The 15,468-nt window shown below is 42.8% G+C and carries 15 protein-coding genes; all 15 read left to right on the top strand.

What is annotated here, in order from left to right; all coding sequences use genetic code 11:
• Positions 1-18: 18 nt before the first annotated feature.
• The 15 genes from NKE59_RS01540 to NKE59_RS01610 all read left to right on the top strand — a co-directional run bounded on the left by NKE59_RS01540 (position 19) and on the right by NKE59_RS01610 (position 15,335).
• Positions 19-966 carry an NAD-dependent epimerase/dehydratase family protein gene (locus tag NKE59_RS01540; RefSeq protein ID WP_353439142.1) on the top strand — a complete coding sequence of 316 codons (948 nt, stop codon included), beginning with the start codon at positions 19-21 and terminating at the stop codon, positions 964-966.
• Positions 963-1,898, top strand: a complete 936-nt coding sequence (locus NKE59_RS01545; RefSeq protein WP_353439144.1) for an NAD-dependent epimerase/dehydratase family protein — start codon at positions 963-965, stop codon at positions 1,896-1,898. Before NKE59_RS01540 ends, NKE59_RS01545 begins: the two co-directional genes overlap by 4 nt.
• Positions 1,899-1,978: 80 nt before the next feature.
• A complete protein-coding gene (locus NKE59_RS01550; protein ID WP_353439145.1) occupies positions 1,979-3,001 on the top strand; it encodes a hypothetical protein in 1,023 nt (340 codons plus the stop codon).
• Positions 3,002-3,017: 16 nt separating this feature from the next.
• The gene (locus tag NKE59_RS01555) at positions 3,018-4,085 is read left to right on the top strand and encodes an NAD-dependent epimerase/dehydratase family protein (RefSeq protein ID WP_353439146.1); all 1,068 of its coding nucleotides are present in this window, start codon (positions 3,018-3,020) and stop codon (positions 4,083-4,085) included.
• 18 nt (positions 4,086-4,103) lie between these two features.
• Positions 4,104-5,105, top strand: coding sequence for an NAD-dependent epimerase/dehydratase family protein (locus NKE59_RS01560; protein ID WP_353439147.1), 1,002 nt, complete (start codon positions 4,104-4,106; stop codon positions 5,103-5,105).
• A gap of 53 nt (positions 5,106-5,158) precedes the next feature.
• Positions 5,159-7,045: an asparagine synthase (glutamine-hydrolyzing) gene (asnB, locus tag NKE59_RS01565; protein WP_353439148.1), complete on the top strand. Its 1,887-nt coding sequence runs from the start codon at positions 5,159-5,161 to the stop codon at positions 7,043-7,045.
• 3 nt (positions 7,046-7,048) lie between these two features.
• On the top strand, positions 7,049-7,888 hold the full coding sequence (locus NKE59_RS01570) for a class I SAM-dependent methyltransferase (RefSeq protein ID WP_353439149.1): 840 nt from the start codon (positions 7,049-7,051) through the stop codon (positions 7,886-7,888).
• A gap of 38 nt (positions 7,889-7,926) precedes the next feature.
• Entirely contained in the window at positions 7,927-8,793 is an 867-nt protein-coding gene (locus tag NKE59_RS01575) for an NAD(P)-dependent oxidoreductase (RefSeq protein ID WP_353439150.1), read from the top strand.
• Complete coding sequence (locus NKE59_RS01580) at positions 8,790-9,581, top strand: hypothetical protein (protein WP_353439151.1); 792 nt, start codon at positions 8,790-8,792, stop codon at positions 9,579-9,581. The genes NKE59_RS01575 and NKE59_RS01580 overlap by 4 nt, the downstream gene beginning before the upstream one ends.
• 94 nt (positions 9,582-9,675) lie before the next feature.
• Positions 9,676-10,191, top strand: a complete 516-nt coding sequence (locus tag NKE59_RS01585) for a GNAT family protein (protein ID WP_353439152.1) — start codon at positions 9,676-9,678, stop codon at positions 10,189-10,191.
• Positions 10,184-10,894: a WbqC family protein gene (locus tag NKE59_RS01590; protein WP_353439154.1), complete on the top strand. Its 711-nt coding sequence runs from the start codon at positions 10,184-10,186 to the stop codon at positions 10,892-10,894. Before NKE59_RS01585 ends, NKE59_RS01590 begins: the two co-directional genes overlap by 8 nt.
• Positions 10,884-12,185 (top strand): glycosyltransferase, encoded by a 1,302-nt coding sequence (locus tag NKE59_RS01595; protein WP_353439155.1) that lies wholly within the window; start codon positions 10,884-10,886, stop codon positions 12,183-12,185. The genes NKE59_RS01590 and NKE59_RS01595 overlap by 11 nt, the downstream gene beginning before the upstream one ends.
• Positions 12,182-13,339 (top strand): ABC transporter ATP-binding protein, encoded by a 1,158-nt coding sequence (locus NKE59_RS01600; RefSeq protein WP_353439156.1) that lies wholly within the window; start codon positions 12,182-12,184, stop codon positions 13,337-13,339. Before NKE59_RS01595 ends, NKE59_RS01600 begins: the two co-directional genes overlap by 4 nt.
• Positions 13,336-14,544 carry an ABC transporter ATP-binding protein gene (locus NKE59_RS01605; RefSeq protein WP_353439157.1) on the top strand — a complete coding sequence of 403 codons (1,209 nt, stop codon included), beginning with the start codon at positions 13,336-13,338 and terminating at the stop codon, positions 14,542-14,544. The genes NKE59_RS01600 and NKE59_RS01605 overlap by 4 nt, the downstream gene beginning before the upstream one ends.
• Positions 14,544-15,335: an ABC transporter permease gene (locus NKE59_RS01610; protein WP_353439159.1), complete on the top strand. Its 792-nt coding sequence runs from the start codon at positions 14,544-14,546 to the stop codon at positions 15,333-15,335. Before NKE59_RS01605 ends, NKE59_RS01610 begins: the two co-directional genes overlap by 1 nt.
• The last annotated feature ends 133 nt before the right edge of the window (positions 15,336-15,468 follow it).

The raw sequence follows: 15,468 nt of genomic DNA on the forward strand, positions 1-15,468 counted from the left end.
ACATTTCGAAGGAAAAAAATGAAAGTATTCGTCACCGGCGGTCTTGGCCAAATCGGCTCACATATTATTGAGATGCTGCTGGAGCGAGGCGACCAGGTTGTCGCGATTGATAATTTAGCCACTGGAAGACGCGAGCATTTAACGGAGCATCCAAATCTTAAGGTGGTTATTGACACCATTGCAGATAAAGCTTTAGTGGATAAATTGGTCGGCGACTTTAAGCCAGATGCGATTGTGCATACAGCAGCCTCTTATAAGGATCCTGATGATTGGTACAACGATACTTTGACGAACTGTGTTGGGGGATCAAATGTTGTTGATGCAGCCAAGAAATTTAATGTGAAGCGTTTGGTGTACTTTCAAACATCGCTTTGCTATGGGCTAAAACCTTTGCATCAACCCATCCGCTTGGATCATCCAAGACTGCCGGGCGGAAGTAGCTATGCAATCACAAAAACAACGAATGAACTTTATCTTGAGCTCTCTGGAGTCGACTTTGTTACATTTAGGCTAGCCAATGTCATCGGCCCCCGCAATGTGGCTGGTCCGCTACCCATTTTTTACCAGCGTCTAAAGGATGGAAAGCAATGTTTTGTAACACAATCCCGTCGCGATTTTGTGTTTGTTAAGGATTTGGCTAAAGTTGCAATCAAGGCTTGCGATGGAATTGGTAGTGGCACTTATCATTTTTCTTCTGGTACAGATGTTGCCATTCAAGAACTTTACGATGCGGTAGTCAAAGCAATGGACGTACCAGGCAAACCAAAAGCTGAGGTAAAAGAGTTGGGGCCAGATGATGTTAAATCGATTCTTTTGGATCCATCACGTACTTTCCAGGACTTTGGAAAAATCGAATTTACATCGATCCAGGATACGGTTTCTGCTGGAATTGAGTACTATAAAAAATATGGAACTCTCGGGGAATATACCCATCTTCAGCTTGATGTTGCGAGACCCCAGCAATGAAGATTTTAATCACTGGGGGCGCTGGCTGCTTAGGGTCAAATCTAATTGAGCATTGGCTTCCAAAGGGTCATGAGATATTTGTTATTGATAACTTCGCCACAGGCAAGCGTGAAGTGGTCCCTAACGTCAAAGGCTTAACTGTAGTAGAAGGCTCGGTTGCCGATGCTAAGTTTGTTAATCAATGTTTTGAGAAGTTTAAGCCCGAGGTTGTTATTCATTCGGCTGCAGCCTATAAAGACCCAGAAAACTGGGTTGAAGATGCAACAACGAATGTGATTGGCAGTGCTATAGTTGCCCGAGCCGCCAAAGCAAACGACGTAGCAAGATTAATTAATTTTCAGACTGCTCTTTGCTATGGAAGGCCGCAAATCCTGCCTATCCCTGTAACGCATCCTACAGCGCCTTTTACTAGCTATGGCATAACTAAGACTGCTGGTGAGCAATTTATGCTTTTGTCAGGAGTGCCTACGCTTTCTTTAAGAATAGCAAACGTGACCGGCCCTCGTTTGGCAATTGGCCCCATCCCAACTTTCTATAAGCGCCTTAAGGCAGAACAAAATTGCTTTTGTTCAGACACTTCTCGTGATTTTTTAGACATGTCTGATTTTTTGAGCTTTATGGATATCGCAATACAGTCTGGCGCTCCTACGGGCGTATATAACGTTTCAAGCGGTGAGGCTCATTCAATTAAAGAAATATTTGATTTGGTTGCTGACTATTTAGGGCTCCCAAAGCAGGACGTACCAATTGTGGCGGTAGAGGCAGATGATGTGCCGGTGGTAGTCTTGGATCCATCTGAGACCTTCAAGTCTTTTGGATGGAAATCAAAAATATCTTTTGCAGACACTATCAATAAACAGCTTGCTTGGTATGACCAATTTGGTATAAGCGATGTATTTTCACATCTAAAATCCTCCGAATTAACTAAATAGCCAATACGGTCGAGAAAAAAATTTTTATCGGATCGGTAAATCGCACAAGGTCTGAAGGGTTAGATGCCATTCGTTTTTTATTGGCAATCTGGGTTTTGGTAGCAAATGGTCTTGGGTGGACGACTTATCTGGGCCGCTTAAATTCAGACTCAATCCTTTGGTATGTCAATGTTGCCTTGCTTAAAATTTTTCAGGCTAGCGGTGAGACTCACCCAGCTGTACTTGGATTTATTGTTCTAAGTGGTTACTGCATTCACAGAAATGGTTTTCGTCTTGGGAATTCATTTAGCCTTAAGTCATACGCTATTAGACGTTCATTTCGAATCTTACCGGTTTATTGGCTAGCATCAATTATCGGAGTAGCCCTTTGGTTTTTGGGGATGCAAAATGATGGAAAGTTGGTAGAGGCTCTGACGGGGACAAGCTCAATTAGCTTGGGGTGTTTTCTTGTAAAGATATCTGGAGTAGCAAGCTTTATTCCTACATTGTTTACGTGCTCTTTTCAGGGTAATGCGCCGTTAGCGACGGCAATTGTTGAGTCTTGGTTATATGTGTTTTATGGAATAGTGGTCTGGAGGCTAATGAGGAATGAGGGCCTTAAAGCAATTTATTGGATCTTTGGAATAGGTTGGGCATGCTCCTTCGTTCTTGTTTTATTTAATCAAGCTTATGTCGGATGGTGGCATAACAGCAGTTTCTTTGCATTTGGAGTTTATTGGTGGATTGGCGCAAAATTTTCTGAAAAAGACTTTATGCCAAATCCCCGCCTGATTATCGTCAGTATTTTGGTCTTGATACCAATTTTTACTCATTCCAACTTAATTCTAATAGAGTTAAAAAAATTAGGGTTTTGCATTATTTTTGCCCACTTAATTAAGTGGGCGGATTATTATTGGAGGGAAAGCAAATACATGGCCATAGGGGGCCAGGCTGGCTATAGCATCTACGCACTACACGCACTAGTCCTGATTGCACTTTTAATGTTTAATATCCCGCTATATTTTGGTATCTGTATTGTTTTAATATTAAGTTTATTATGTCACTTTTTATTTGAATTGCCTATTCTGAATTATGGAAAACGTCTTTCTAGGCAATATCTTTAAAAAAAGGTTTTTATTAATGGATAATAATTTTTTAGGCTCACGAGTTCTTGTAGTTGGCGGGGCTGGCTTTGTTGGAAGCAATTTAGTACATCAAATTCTGGAGCAGAATCCACGTGAAATTATTGTGGTTGATAATTTGCTTTCATCGGATGTTAGTAACATACCAATAGATAGTCGAGTTCACTTTGTATTTGGCAGCATTACCGACGATCAAATTCTGAGAAATTTACCCGATGATCTTGATTACGCTTTTCATCTTGCTTGCTATCACGGAAACCAGTCTTCAATTGCCAATCCCCTAGCCGACCACGATAACAATACATTAACTACCCTAAAGCTTTTTGAGCGACTCAAGGATGTTAAATCCCTTAAGAAGGTGGTTTATGCAGCAGCAGCCTGTGCAGTCGCTGAGAAAACCTACGATACGCCGACAGCAACTACTGAAGATCAGGCGGTTACGCTTTATCACGATAGCCCATATTCGATCTCTAAGATTATTGGCGAACTGTATGGGAATTATTATTTTGAACGTCACCAACTGCCTTTTGTGAAAGCGCGCTTTTCAAACGTTTATGGCCCTCGTGAGATCTTGGGTGCTGGGCAATGGCGCGGAACTGTTCATACTGTTTGGCGCAATGTTACCCCCACCTTCATTTGGCGCTCTCTCAACGGAGAAGCTCTGCCCCTTGATAACGGCGGTAACGCAAGTCGCGACTTTATTTTTGTTGAAGATATGGCGCGGGGGCTTATGGCTTGTGCGCTAAAGGGTCAGCCTGGTGAAATTTACAACCTTGCTACAGGCAAGGAAACCAGCATTTTGGAATTAGCTACCCTGATTAATCAATACACTGGTAATAAAACCCCATTGGACCTTAAGCCGGCCAGAGATTGGGATCGCTCTGGCAAGCGCTTTGCGTCTACTGAAAAAGCAAGAAGTATTCTTGGTTTTGAGGCTAAAGTCTCCATCTCAGATGGTGTTAAGAGAGCCGTAGAGTGGACTAAGATCAATCAAGATCTTATTCAAAGTAATATCAACAGGCATGGCAAATGTATGTCACAAACCCAACTCTCAGCTAAAACATAAGAAAAAGAATGGAATTCCATGGATATTCAAAATAAGAAACTAGTTGTTATCGGTGGTGCTGGATTGATTGGATCGCATACGGTAGATCAATTATTAAAGCATGATGTAAAACAGGTGCTGATTTACGATAACTTTATAAGAGGCAGGGCTGAAAATTTATCTAATGCTCTCAAGGACCCTCGTGTGAAAATTTACGATATTGGCGGAGACATTCTTCAGGCTGATATTTTAGAGTCCGCTATAGATGGTGCCGATGGCGTCTTTCATTTAGCGGCTCTCTGGCTACTGCAGTGCCATGAGTTTCCGCGTAGCGCCTTTGACGTCAATGTGCGAGGCACCTTTAACGTAATGGAGGCCTGTGTAAAGAAGGGCGTTAAACGACTTGTTTATTCCTCGTCAGCATCTGTTTATGGAGATGCAGTAGAGGAGCCAATGACAGAGTCACATCCATTTAATAATCAAAATTTTTATGGCGCAACTAAAATTGCTGGCGAAGCATTCTTGAGATCATTTCATCATCGTTATGGACTTGATTATGTAGGCTTGCGCTACATGAATGTTTATGGCCCACGTCAGGATTATCATGGAGCTTACATCGCCGTGATAATGAAAATGCTTGATGCGATCGATCGGGGCGATAGTCCAACTATCATGGGTGATGGCTCAGAAGCATTTGACTTTGTTGCCGTTGAAGACTGTGGATTGGCGAATGTCTGCGCAATGAAGGCTAATACGACCGACCAGTTTTATAACGTAGGAACCGGAAAGCGAACTTCGCTCAAAGAATTGGCTGAGATGCTGCGTGTATTAACAAAATGCGAAAAACCCATTCAATATGCACCTCGGAGCCAGGCAACTTTGGTCAGAAACAGAATTGGCTCACCTAAAAAAGCAATTGAACAAATTGGGTTCGCTGCAGAAATTGATTTACTAGAGGGTCTAAAAAAATTAATTGACTGGCGTGCCTCACACAAAGCCGAGGTAGCAGCTCGTCGTCAAGCAGTAGGTTTGCCAACATAATTATTAGATACCAAGTTTTAATTGGGTAAATTATGATTGCTCCTAACTGATCTATGTGCGGAATCGCCGGCTTAATTAATTTTGACGGAGCCCCCGTCTCTCCAGTCGTTCTGAAAATGATGACGGACGCCATCTCTCATCGTGGCCCGGACGGTGAGGGTCAATGGATCGATCGAAACATTGGTTTAGGTCATCGTCGTTTGGCAATTATTGACCTTAGTCCCGCAGGCCATCAGCCAATGATTTCATGGGATCAGCGTTACGTCATCACTTATAACGGAGAAATTTATAATTATCGGGAGCTTAAAGCTGATCTCGAGTCTGAGGGTTTCCGATTTCGCTCGCAAAGTGATACTGAAGTACTGCTATATGCTCTCATAGCCTGGGGTCCAAAAGCGCTCGATAAGCTGAATGGAATGTTCGCATTTGCCTTGTGGGATAAACAAGAGCAAAAGCTTTTATTGGCCCGTGACCGCTATGGTATCAAGCCACTTTACTACGCGCTTACCAGTAATACTCTAGTCTTTGGATCCGAACAAAAAGCCATCCTCGCGCAACCAGGGTTTACTCGAAAATTAGATAAAGACGCTTTATTGGAATACTTCACATTCCAGAATATCTTTACTGATAAAACGCTTATTCAAGGCGTGAAGATGTGTCCAGCTGGATACTATGGCATCCTTGATTTGTCTAAACCAAATAAAGGTTTACAACTGACCCAATACTGGGACTTTAATTTTCGCGAACCTACCGGCAAAATCGACAAGCGAGCCTATCATGAAGAGCTAGATCGACTTTTTCGTCAAGCGGTAAATCGCCAACTCGTGACGGATGTAGAGTTGGGGAGCTACTTAAGCGGAGGAATGGATTCAGGCTCTATTACTGCCATAGCAGCGCAGTCAATCCCCTTCATGAAGACATTTACTTGTGGATTCGACCTTACCTCGGCTTCTGGGCTGGAATTGGGCTTTGACGAACGCCGGAAGGCTGAGTATATGTCGTACTGTTTTAAGACCGAACACTATGAAATTGTGTTGAAGTCGGGTGATATGGAGCGTGTTTTACCTAAATTAGCCTGGCATCTGGAAGAGCCGCGTGTAGGCCAGAGTTATCCGAACTATTATGCCGCTAAACTCGCCTCTAAGTTTGTCAAAGTGGTATTGTCTGGCGCTGGTGGTGATGAATTATTTGGGGGATACCCTTGGCGCTACTATCGCGCTGTTGTTAATGATGACTTTGAGCATTACGTAGATAAGTACTATCAGTTCTGGCAACGTTTACTCCCCAACAGCGAGATCAAGCAAGTGTTTTCGCCCATCTGGAAGGATGTAGAACACCTCTGGACTCGAGACATCTTTAGAGATGTATTCCGACATCATGCGGATCAGCTTAATACTCCAGAGGACTACATTAATCATTCTCTATATTTCGAAGCTAAGACGTTCTTGCACGGGCTGCTCGTCGTAGAGGACAAGCTGAGTATGGCGCATGGTCTAGAGAGTCGGGTGCCATTTCTGGACAACGACTTAGTTGATTTTGCCATGCGCTGCCCTGTTTCACTGAAGCTCAATAATCTAGTCGAGGTGGTTCGCATGAATGAGAATGAGTCTGGGGGAAAAGGAGCAAAATATTTCTCTCGAACCCGCGATGGTAAACAAATTTTGCGCGATGTAATGAATCTAAATATTCCCAGCGATATAGTAATAGCAGAAAAACAGGGCTTTTCGGGGCCTGATGCAAGCTGGTTCAAGGGCGAGAGCATCGACTTTGTGCGCCGCACCTTGCTAAGTGACAATGCGCTTATCTACGAAGTTTTAGATCGACAAGTTGTTGAGCAGCTTATTGAACAACATCTGAGCGGCGTACAAAACCGACGACTTTTAATCTGGTCTCTGCTGAACGTAGAAAATTATCTAGCCCAAAATAACCTAGGATTATAAAAAATGCTTTATCAATTGATTAAAGAAGAGGGGCAGTTTCTTCCCTCTGAAGGTAGTTCGATCCACCCCTTATCCCTTGCTGACTGTCTTGAGCGGCAATTACTCATAAGCCCTGATAATAAAAAAGAGTTGATTTCATCAATAGCTGGTGATTCTCTAGAAGATAACTTAAATAGCTATGATATTAAAAATGGGTGTCCTGTGCTTTACCCTAAAGAAATTTCAAATGCATGGTTAGACGGTAGTATACCTTTGAGTTATTCTGTAAGTCCCATGCAGCAGTATGTTTTACTCAGTCAAATCAAACAATCAAAAGAAATTAATGCTCCTTTGGACAGTGTTCCAGCACGTAAGCACCAGTTTCGCTTTAAAGATTTTTGTAAAGGATTAACTGGCTTAATACTTGATGTTGGCTCGGACAAGCCAAGCCATTCAATGCAATTTTTGCCGTCAGATTGTGAATATTTGGGATTAGACCCGTATGCTGGAGATGGGGAATTCCGCCTAATTGGGCTAGGTGAGATATTGCCGATTAATCATTCCTCCGTAGATGCCGTACTTTTTAATACAAGCTTAGATCATATGCTTGATTATCACACCGCAATTGAAGAGGCGTACCGCGTATTGAGACCAGGAGGTCGAATTGTAATTGCAACTTATGCATGGATTGAAGCTGCAACTTTGCTCACTGACTCTGTTCATTTTCACCACTTTCGAGAGTTTGAAATTTTTGGCGCTATGGAAAAATATTTTGAAATTGAGGACGTCCGCCGTTATGAAGATCCTAAACATGCAACACACCGCTATGGACTCTATGTCATGGGTACGCGACGCAAGGATTAAGGTTAATCCGAAAATTATTGATCGTTAAAATGAGCGACATGAAAATACTTATAACGGGAGCTAGCGGTCATCTCGGGACGCGAGCTGTTGAAGAGTTAAGCATAAAGAATGAAGTTTACGCTGTTGTGCGGAGTACTCCAAAAGCCACAAAGCGCAATGTCGTCTACCAAGCTATAGATTTTTCTAGTGATTGGTCCAGTGAAGTATTGCCCAATCAAATAGATGCAGTGATTCACCTGGCGCAGTCTCGACATTATCGAGAATTTCCACAACAAGCTCTGGAGGTCTTTGATGTCAACCTTGCATCGACCGCGAAACTGCTAGAGTATGCATCGCGAGCAGGAGCTAAGCGGTTTGTTCTTGCATCAACTGGTGGGCTCCATCGTCCATCCTCATCCGTGATCGGAGAACATTCACAAATTGATCCGCCGGACGGTCCGCTTGCGCATTATTTTAGGTGCAAGCAGGCCGCTGAATTACTAACCACTTCATACGAGTCCTTAATGGATATCTCAATTCTTCGTCCTTTTTTCATGTATGGGCCTGGCCAACAAGCTGATAAACTGATTATGCGATTGGTAGAATCTATTCGCAAGGACCAGCCCATCAAGCTTACGGGCAGCGACGGCTTGATAATTAACCCTATATTCGTGGATGATGTCGTGAATCTGTTAATAGCCATTCTAGATGCACCGGGAAGCCGAACTGTTATAACGGCCGGCCCCGATATCGTATCAATACGCACAATTGCTGAGGTGATTGGAGCACAATTAGGTCGCTCACCGATTTTTGAGAAAATAGACGGTGATGAAGGCAGGTTGATTGCAGATCATCGAGCAGTGGAGGCTCTGCTTGGCCGCGGGCTTACCGGGTTTGCAGAAGGAATTTCTCAATTACTCCAATGACAACCGAAGCGAGTCGATTTTATTTTACACGCGACAACTACTTAGCTTTGCTAAAAAAGCTTAGGGAGTCTGGTTACCAGTTTTCCACATTTTCTAAAGAGATGGATGCATCTCCCAAGAATGCATTCGGTCAACGGTGTCTTCTGCGTCACGACATCGATATCAGCATGGACTATGCATTGGATATGGCAATATTAGAGCGAGAGATCGGTGTGTGCTCTACGTATTTTCTTATGCTGCGCTCACCCATGTATAACTTGATGAGTCGCCACTCAACGACAGTGCTGAGGCGTCTGATCGATCTTGGCCATGATATTGGGTTGCACTTTGATGCAGGATGCTTGCGTCGACAGGGTGTGACTCTTGAAAATGACATTCGTTTTGAGTTAGATATTTTATCTAGTCTTCTAGGTCAGCATGTGAAAGCATTTTCATTTCATCAGCCGAACGAAAAGGAAATTTCCTCTCGAGTTGAAATTCCGGGGGTTATCAACACATACCATCCAGACCAGCTTGTAGGATACAAATACATTTCTGATTCTAATCGCGTTTGGCGGGAAATGAATCCATTCGAGATCGCAGCGCATGGATTTGACCGACTACACATACTTATTCATCCAATATGGTGGATGTGTGAGGAAGCTCAAACTATGGATTGTTGGGATAGGGCCATTGAGCGCAATTTTCACTCTTCCCAACAACAGCTGCTGGAAACAGAACGCGCATACGGATCGACTCGGAGTATAAACATTTCGAAAGGATTGGTCGACGAGGATTCTTCAAGGTGATATCTAAGTCTAAAGTTATCAGATTATTTAGCGCTTATATCCTCATGTACGCCGGGATTGTAATAAAACAATTGCATACTAGCCAGGCCGAGTCATGATTCAGTTAATAAACTTGCGACCCGCCCTCGATTCAGATTCAGATGTTTTGTTCGAGTGGATTAACAATCGTGACTTAGTAGTTTTTAATGCGCCATTTCGTACAATTTCTAGTGCTGAGCACGATGCATGGTTTGCTCGCATTCGAACTGAAGAAAGCGCTACTTTTTTCATTATTGAGGATGTGAAAACTGGCATTGCGATAGGCTCGTGTCAACTTCTCAATATCCATCCCACTCATCGCTCCGCTGAGCTTCAAATACGCATTGGCGCAATCGACTTTCAGAATCTTGGCGCTGGCAGTGAAGCGGTAGGTAAGTTAACTGATTACGGATTTAAGGTGCTGAACTTACGTCGAATCTCACTTCATGTTTTTGCAACAAATACACGGGCAATTAGAACCTATGAAAAGAATGGTTATATTCACGAAGGTCGACTTAGGCAGGCAATACGAATCAATGAATGCTGGGTAGATGTGATTTGTATGGCAAAAATACGAGGGGTTGATGACTAGGATTATTGCCATTCACCAGCCCAACTTTTTTCCTTGGTTGGGCTATTTCGACAAGATTCGTCGTGCCGATATTTTTATATTTCTAGATGATTCTCAGTACCAGAAAACGGGGGGTAACTGGTCTAATCGAGTCAAATTGCTCATTAATAATGAGGCGCGATGGCTAACGGCACCAGTTGAGCGTAGTTTCAATGGCATGCGAAATATCAACGAGATGGTTTTCTCCTCCAGAGAGGAGTGGCGCAGCAAGACACTCAAGACTTTACTCTTTGCATATAGGGGGGCACCGTTTTTTGATGAGACATATTCAATTATTGAGCCGCTAGTTAAAAACCCTCAAGATAATGTTGCCGAATACAATATTTATGCAATTAAGGCTCTTGTGAGCGCATTGGGTTATTCGACAAATTCATTAATTTGTAGCTCTGATTTGCCAACATCTTCATTTGCTACCGAGAGGCTAGTTGAGCTAATAAGGCATGTTTCTGGAACAGGCTACCTTTGCGGTGGTGGTGCTAGCAATTATCAAGAGGATGAGATTTTTGAAAGGGTTGGAATAAAATTAACATATCAAAACTTTTTACATCCAACCTATTCACAATTTGGAAATAAAGAATTTTTTGCTGGTCTTTCAATAGTGGATGCGCTGATGAATCTTGGGTTTAACGGGGTGCAACAATTGTTGCAAAATAATGGTGAATAAAATTACAAATAAGCTTAACGCTTTTATCACTGGAAGCGCTTCGTTACAAAGTTTGCTTAGATGGATTCTCTCGTATATATTGGCACCAATATTGAGATTGACTGGCTGGGGGAACCAAAACCGTAAAAGCGTTCTTTATGTTGGACAGGCTTATTACAATAATTGGTATCTATCACGAGCTCTTCGGAAACTGGATTGGACTGCCGATCTGCTGAATTGGGACCTTAACCAAGGGTCTCAGATTTATTATCATGGTGAAGATTTTCGTATTGAGTATAAATCTCATAATGATGTTTTGAATTTCTTTAAATTCTATTTAAAATCCTTATCAAAATATGATGTGTTCCATTTTGCAAATAAAGGTGGCTTGCAATTTGGGCAGCCCATGAGTAGTGCTATCAAAAAAATTCTAAATGAAGAAGGATTTGAAATCAGATTTTTGAAGGCCCTGGGCAAAAAAATTGTTTATTCAAATAATGGATGTTTAGATGGTGTTTCTCAGACAGCCTTTAGTCAGTGGGGGTCTGAATCAGTGTGCTCAATTTGTCGATGGCAGAATGAGCCAGCCGTGTGTAGTGACGAACGAAATCTGGCTTGGGGCAAGTTCCGTAACGAGGTAGCTGATTATCAATGCTTATTAGGTGGCAATAGAGTTGACTACAACGATGATCCGCGGGTTCATGAGGTGCCTGAATTTTATTGTTTAGACAAAGAATTTTGGCATCCAAATATTGAAATTCCGGAAAAATATCGCCTACCAGCTTTGCCCTTCGATAGGGTGCGTCTTTATCATGCAGTTGGACATCGTGCTGAGCGTACGAGTAGCGATGGTGTGAATATTAAGTCATCCCATATTTACTTGCCCCTTATAAATCAATTGCGTAACGAAGGTCACCATTTGGATTTAATTGAGCCTAGCGGCATTCCGAATCGTGAAGTTGTATTTCTTCAGGCGCAGGCTGATATCTTTTTGGACATGTTGACCTATGGCTGGTTCGGCGCTAATGCACGTGAAGCGATGATGCTGGGTAAACCGGTAATCTGTTTTTTACGCCCTGAATGGCTAGAAAGTGCTCGCAAAGAAATACCAAATTATATTGATGAGTTGCCAGTCGTTAGTGCCACGCCGCAAACTGTTAAAGCCGTTCTGCTGGACCTAATTATGAATAAGGAAAAGCGTTTAAAAATTGGTCGTGATAGTAGGCTGTTTGCTGAAAAGTGGCATTCAGCTGAGGCTGGCGCACGTCGCTTCGATCGAATTTATAGTGAATTGTTGGGTTTAAATTCGTGAGCACTAAATCAAATGCCCCAGTGTTAGTGAGCAAAAATGTCAGTGTGCGTTTTCCCTTGAACTCATCAGCCAGCAGGTGGAGGTTATTGTTTGGGAGGGGAATTGATAGCTGGCACGATGCTTTAACCAATGTTTCGCTTAGCGTTCCACGTGGCAAGATTATTGGGGTGATTGGCCGAAATGGCGCCGGTAAAAGTACGCTTTTGCGCACTTTGGCTGGCGTTTACCCTTTGGCAGCTGGGCGAGTGATTCGCCTAGGCCCCATCAGTGCACTTTTCGAATTGGGCGGAATGGGTGGGCTGCTGATGACTGGGCAGCAGTATGTAATTCGATGGCTGCGCTTAAATGGCGTTCCTCGAGGCGACTGGGTAGATTTGATTGAGGAAATCAGAAACTTTTCGGAGTTGGGTGATCGCCTTGATGACCGCATTTACACCTACTCTGCTGGTATGGCTGCTCGCCTTTATTTTTCAACAGCAACAAGCATTGGGAATGAGATTTACTTAATTGATGAAGTGCTCTCGGTTGGTGATGAGCATTTTCAAGCAAAGTGCTGGAAGCGTGTTCGTGAACGCCTAGCAAAAGGTGTTTCTGGTGTCTTAGTAACGCATGACTGGTCGGCAATTATGCGCCTTTGCGAATTTACCTGCGAGCTTGAAGGTGGGCAAATCGTAGCAGAGGGGGACTCTGAGGCAGTTATCTGCGGATACCTTAAGTTGTCTGACCAATTAGATCCGAATCGTTTAGCTCGTTTCTCGGATGAGTGTCCAATATCGGTAAGCGGAATTAGCGGTAAAAATTGGGATTTTGAAGTGCCTATCGTTGTTGCCGCTGATAGTTTGGTTTTTTTTAACTATTCGATTGAAAAATTAATCCTCGGGGAAGATTGGCAAATCTTGTTCATTGGATCTGAAACTTTAGTTGCGTCATCTCGGGGAGACTACTCTGTAAAAATACAGGTGCCAAATCTTCCGTTACCTAGTGGCCAATATCGGCTCAATTTATTTTTGAGCGGCACAAAGCCAGAAGATGGTGGGATAAAGCAAAACTTTGATATTCGTAGTTGGACAACTGGCAATAGCATCAAGCTACATGTTGACGGTATTAAGGAATCTGCCTTAGTGAAGCTACCTTTTATCACGGAGTTTGTATGACCCAGCCTCTTGGTATTGAATTAAAAAAACTACGTAAGGTGTATCCGCGTCAACTTGGAGAGCAGATTGCGGCTGTAACTATGGCCGCTCTTGGTCGCCCAAGGGAAAGTTCGGGCGGCGGTGTAGCGTTGTCAGATCTAACCTTGGCTATTCGTGAAGGGGAGCGCGTCGGAATCATTGGACGTAACGGTGCGGGGAAATCAACACTTTTGCAAATGCTTGCAGGTATCAGCGAGCCCACCTCTGGGCAGTTAAAAATATCTGGAAAGGTTACCGCTGTGTTGACCCTCGGCGTTGGCCTACGAGAAGATCTTTCGGGCAGGGAAAATATTTATCTCGATGGGGAAGCGCAGGGAAAGACACATGAGGAAATAGATGCCCATGTTAGTGCTATCGTTGAATTTGCAGAACTCGGTAAGTTTATTGATTTGCCATTACGCACATATTCGACTGGAATGAAGGCCCGACTAGCTTTTTCGATAATTACCCAGATCGATCCAGAAATATTGATTATTGATGAAGCGCTATCAGTCGGTGATGCAGCATTTTCTATAAAGGCTGGAAAACGAATTTCACAACTCTGTGGGCAGGGTGCTATTGTGCTGGTTGTCTCGCATAGCATGCAGAGCATTAGGGATCTTTGTAATCGTTGCTTATGGCTTGATGCGGGAAATTTATTAATGGACGGATCGCCCCAGGTGGTAACTGAAGCGTATGTAGAATCCGTTCGAAAAACTGATGAAGGTGATCACTTGACCCGTTTTCGCGAGCTAGTAGGGGCCCAATCATTTATCCCTGAATATGGGCTTGACGAAATTAACCTATCATCAGATAGTCAGCGGTTTAGCCAGTTTTTGAGTGGTAAGCCGCTTCAGATTGATTGTAAGTTGAATATGCCTGATTCGAAACCACTAGGGCAATTTATTCTTCGTTGTATTCGACTTGACGGCGCATTAATTAGCGAGGAAAAAATTCTTCTAGATCAAAGGCCGCAAAAATTAAATCTAAGAGTCATCTACCCCCGCTTTAACTTAGCGCCGGGACTCTACAGGCTTCAGTTGGAGTGGGTTGGACCTCAGGGCGAAAAGCGTGCTGAATGTAGCGCCATAATTGAAGTTGTTGCTAATGACGTCCCAACTGGCGGTCGACCCATTCTGCTTGATGTCGGAAACATTCAAAGCATTGAGGTCAAAAAGGAAATCTAATGGAAATACTTGGGCTTGATCGTCACGATCTGCGCTTTACATTGAATGTTTGGCGAATGAATCTGGCTGACCGTTATCTGGGGTCTGCACTAGGTGGTGCCTGGGCAATTCTCAATCCCTTATTAATGTTTGCATTGTTTACTTTCGTTTTTGGGTTTGTATTTAAGGCCAGGTTGCCTGGCGCGGAATCTACTTTGGAATATTCAATTTGGCTTATTTGTGGATACGGTACCTGGATGGCAAATACTGAGGCCTTAACATCGGCATCTAATTCTATTATCGGCAATGCTGGACTAGTTAAAAATATGTCTTTCAAGACTGAAGTGCTCCCAATCGCAGCAACTTTGCTTGGTTTGATTCCGCTTGCAGTTAGCATCGTATTTATATTGATACTCCAAGCATTCAATGGGGATAGTTTAAGTTTTACATTGTTGTGGTTGCCTGTAATTATTGCTGTACAGTTTATATTTCTTATTGCCATGGGAATATTCTTGGCGGCATTAACAACATTTGTACGAGACTTTGGAGTCGTACTACCAAACCTATTAATGATTATTTTATTTGCAACGCCAATTTTTTATCCTTTAGAGGCAGTCCCAAGCGCATTAGCGAAATTTATGATGTTCAATCCTGCTTATATTATTGCGCTTGCCTATAGATCAGTCTTGGTTGAACATCAAATGCCTCCTATCCTACCCCTCTTAATTTTGAGTATTGTAAGTTTGGGTTTATTGACGGTAACTCTTGGAATTTTTCGGAGAGTTAAGGGTTTCTTTCCAGCAGTTGTTTGAAGGCATTTTTGTGATTGAATTTATTAATCCTATGTATGTAGAAGTGTTAGGTAGACTCAAATTATTAACTTCTTTGGTTATTCTCAAATTTATTGATTATTAGTTATATAATTTAATGATAAAAAATTTTGAT

This window comes from Polynucleobacter sp. UK-FUSCHL-C3, from assembly GCF_040409815.1.
GTDB lineage: Bacteria > Pseudomonadota > Gammaproteobacteria > Burkholderiales > Burkholderiaceae > Polynucleobacter.

Coding starts and splice junctions, on each gene's coding strand:
- NKE59_RS01605 (WP_353439157.1), top strand. CDS start 13,336: ATGACCCAGCCTCTTGGTATTGAATTAAAAAAACTACGTAAGGTGTAT.
- NKE59_RS01580 (WP_353439151.1), top strand. CDS start 8,790: ATGACAACCGAAGCGAGTCGATTTTATTTTACACGCGACAACTACTTA.
- NKE59_RS01610 (WP_353439159.1), top strand. CDS start 14,544: ATGGAAATACTTGGGCTTGATCGTCACGATCTGCGCTTTACATTGAAT.
- NKE59_RS01585 (WP_353439152.1), top strand. CDS start 9,676: ATGATTCAGTTAATAAACTTGCGACCCGCCCTCGATTCAGATTCAGAT.
- NKE59_RS01575 (WP_353439150.1), top strand. CDS start 7,927: ATGAAAATACTTATAACGGGAGCTAGCGGTCATCTCGGGACGCGAGCT.
- NKE59_RS01590 (WP_353439154.1), top strand. CDS start 10,184: ATGACTAGGATTATTGCCATTCACCAGCCCAACTTTTTTCCTTGGTTG.
- NKE59_RS01545 (WP_353439144.1), top strand. CDS start 963: ATGAAGATTTTAATCACTGGGGGCGCTGGCTGCTTAGGGTCAAATCTA.
- NKE59_RS01555 (WP_353439146.1), top strand. CDS start 3,018: ATGGATAATAATTTTTTAGGCTCACGAGTTCTTGTAGTTGGCGGGGCT.
- NKE59_RS01540 (WP_353439142.1), top strand. CDS start 19: ATGAAAGTATTCGTCACCGGCGGTCTTGGCCAAATCGGCTCACATATT.
- asnB (WP_353439148.1), top strand. CDS start 5,159: ATGTGCGGAATCGCCGGCTTAATTAATTTTGACGGAGCCCCCGTCTCT.
- NKE59_RS01570 (WP_353439149.1), top strand. CDS start 7,049: ATGCTTTATCAATTGATTAAAGAAGAGGGGCAGTTTCTTCCCTCTGAA.
- NKE59_RS01560 (WP_353439147.1), top strand. CDS start 4,104: ATGGATATTCAAAATAAGAAACTAGTTGTTATCGGTGGTGCTGGATTG.
- NKE59_RS01595 (WP_353439155.1), top strand. CDS start 10,884: ATGGTGAATAAAATTACAAATAAGCTTAACGCTTTTATCACTGGAAGC.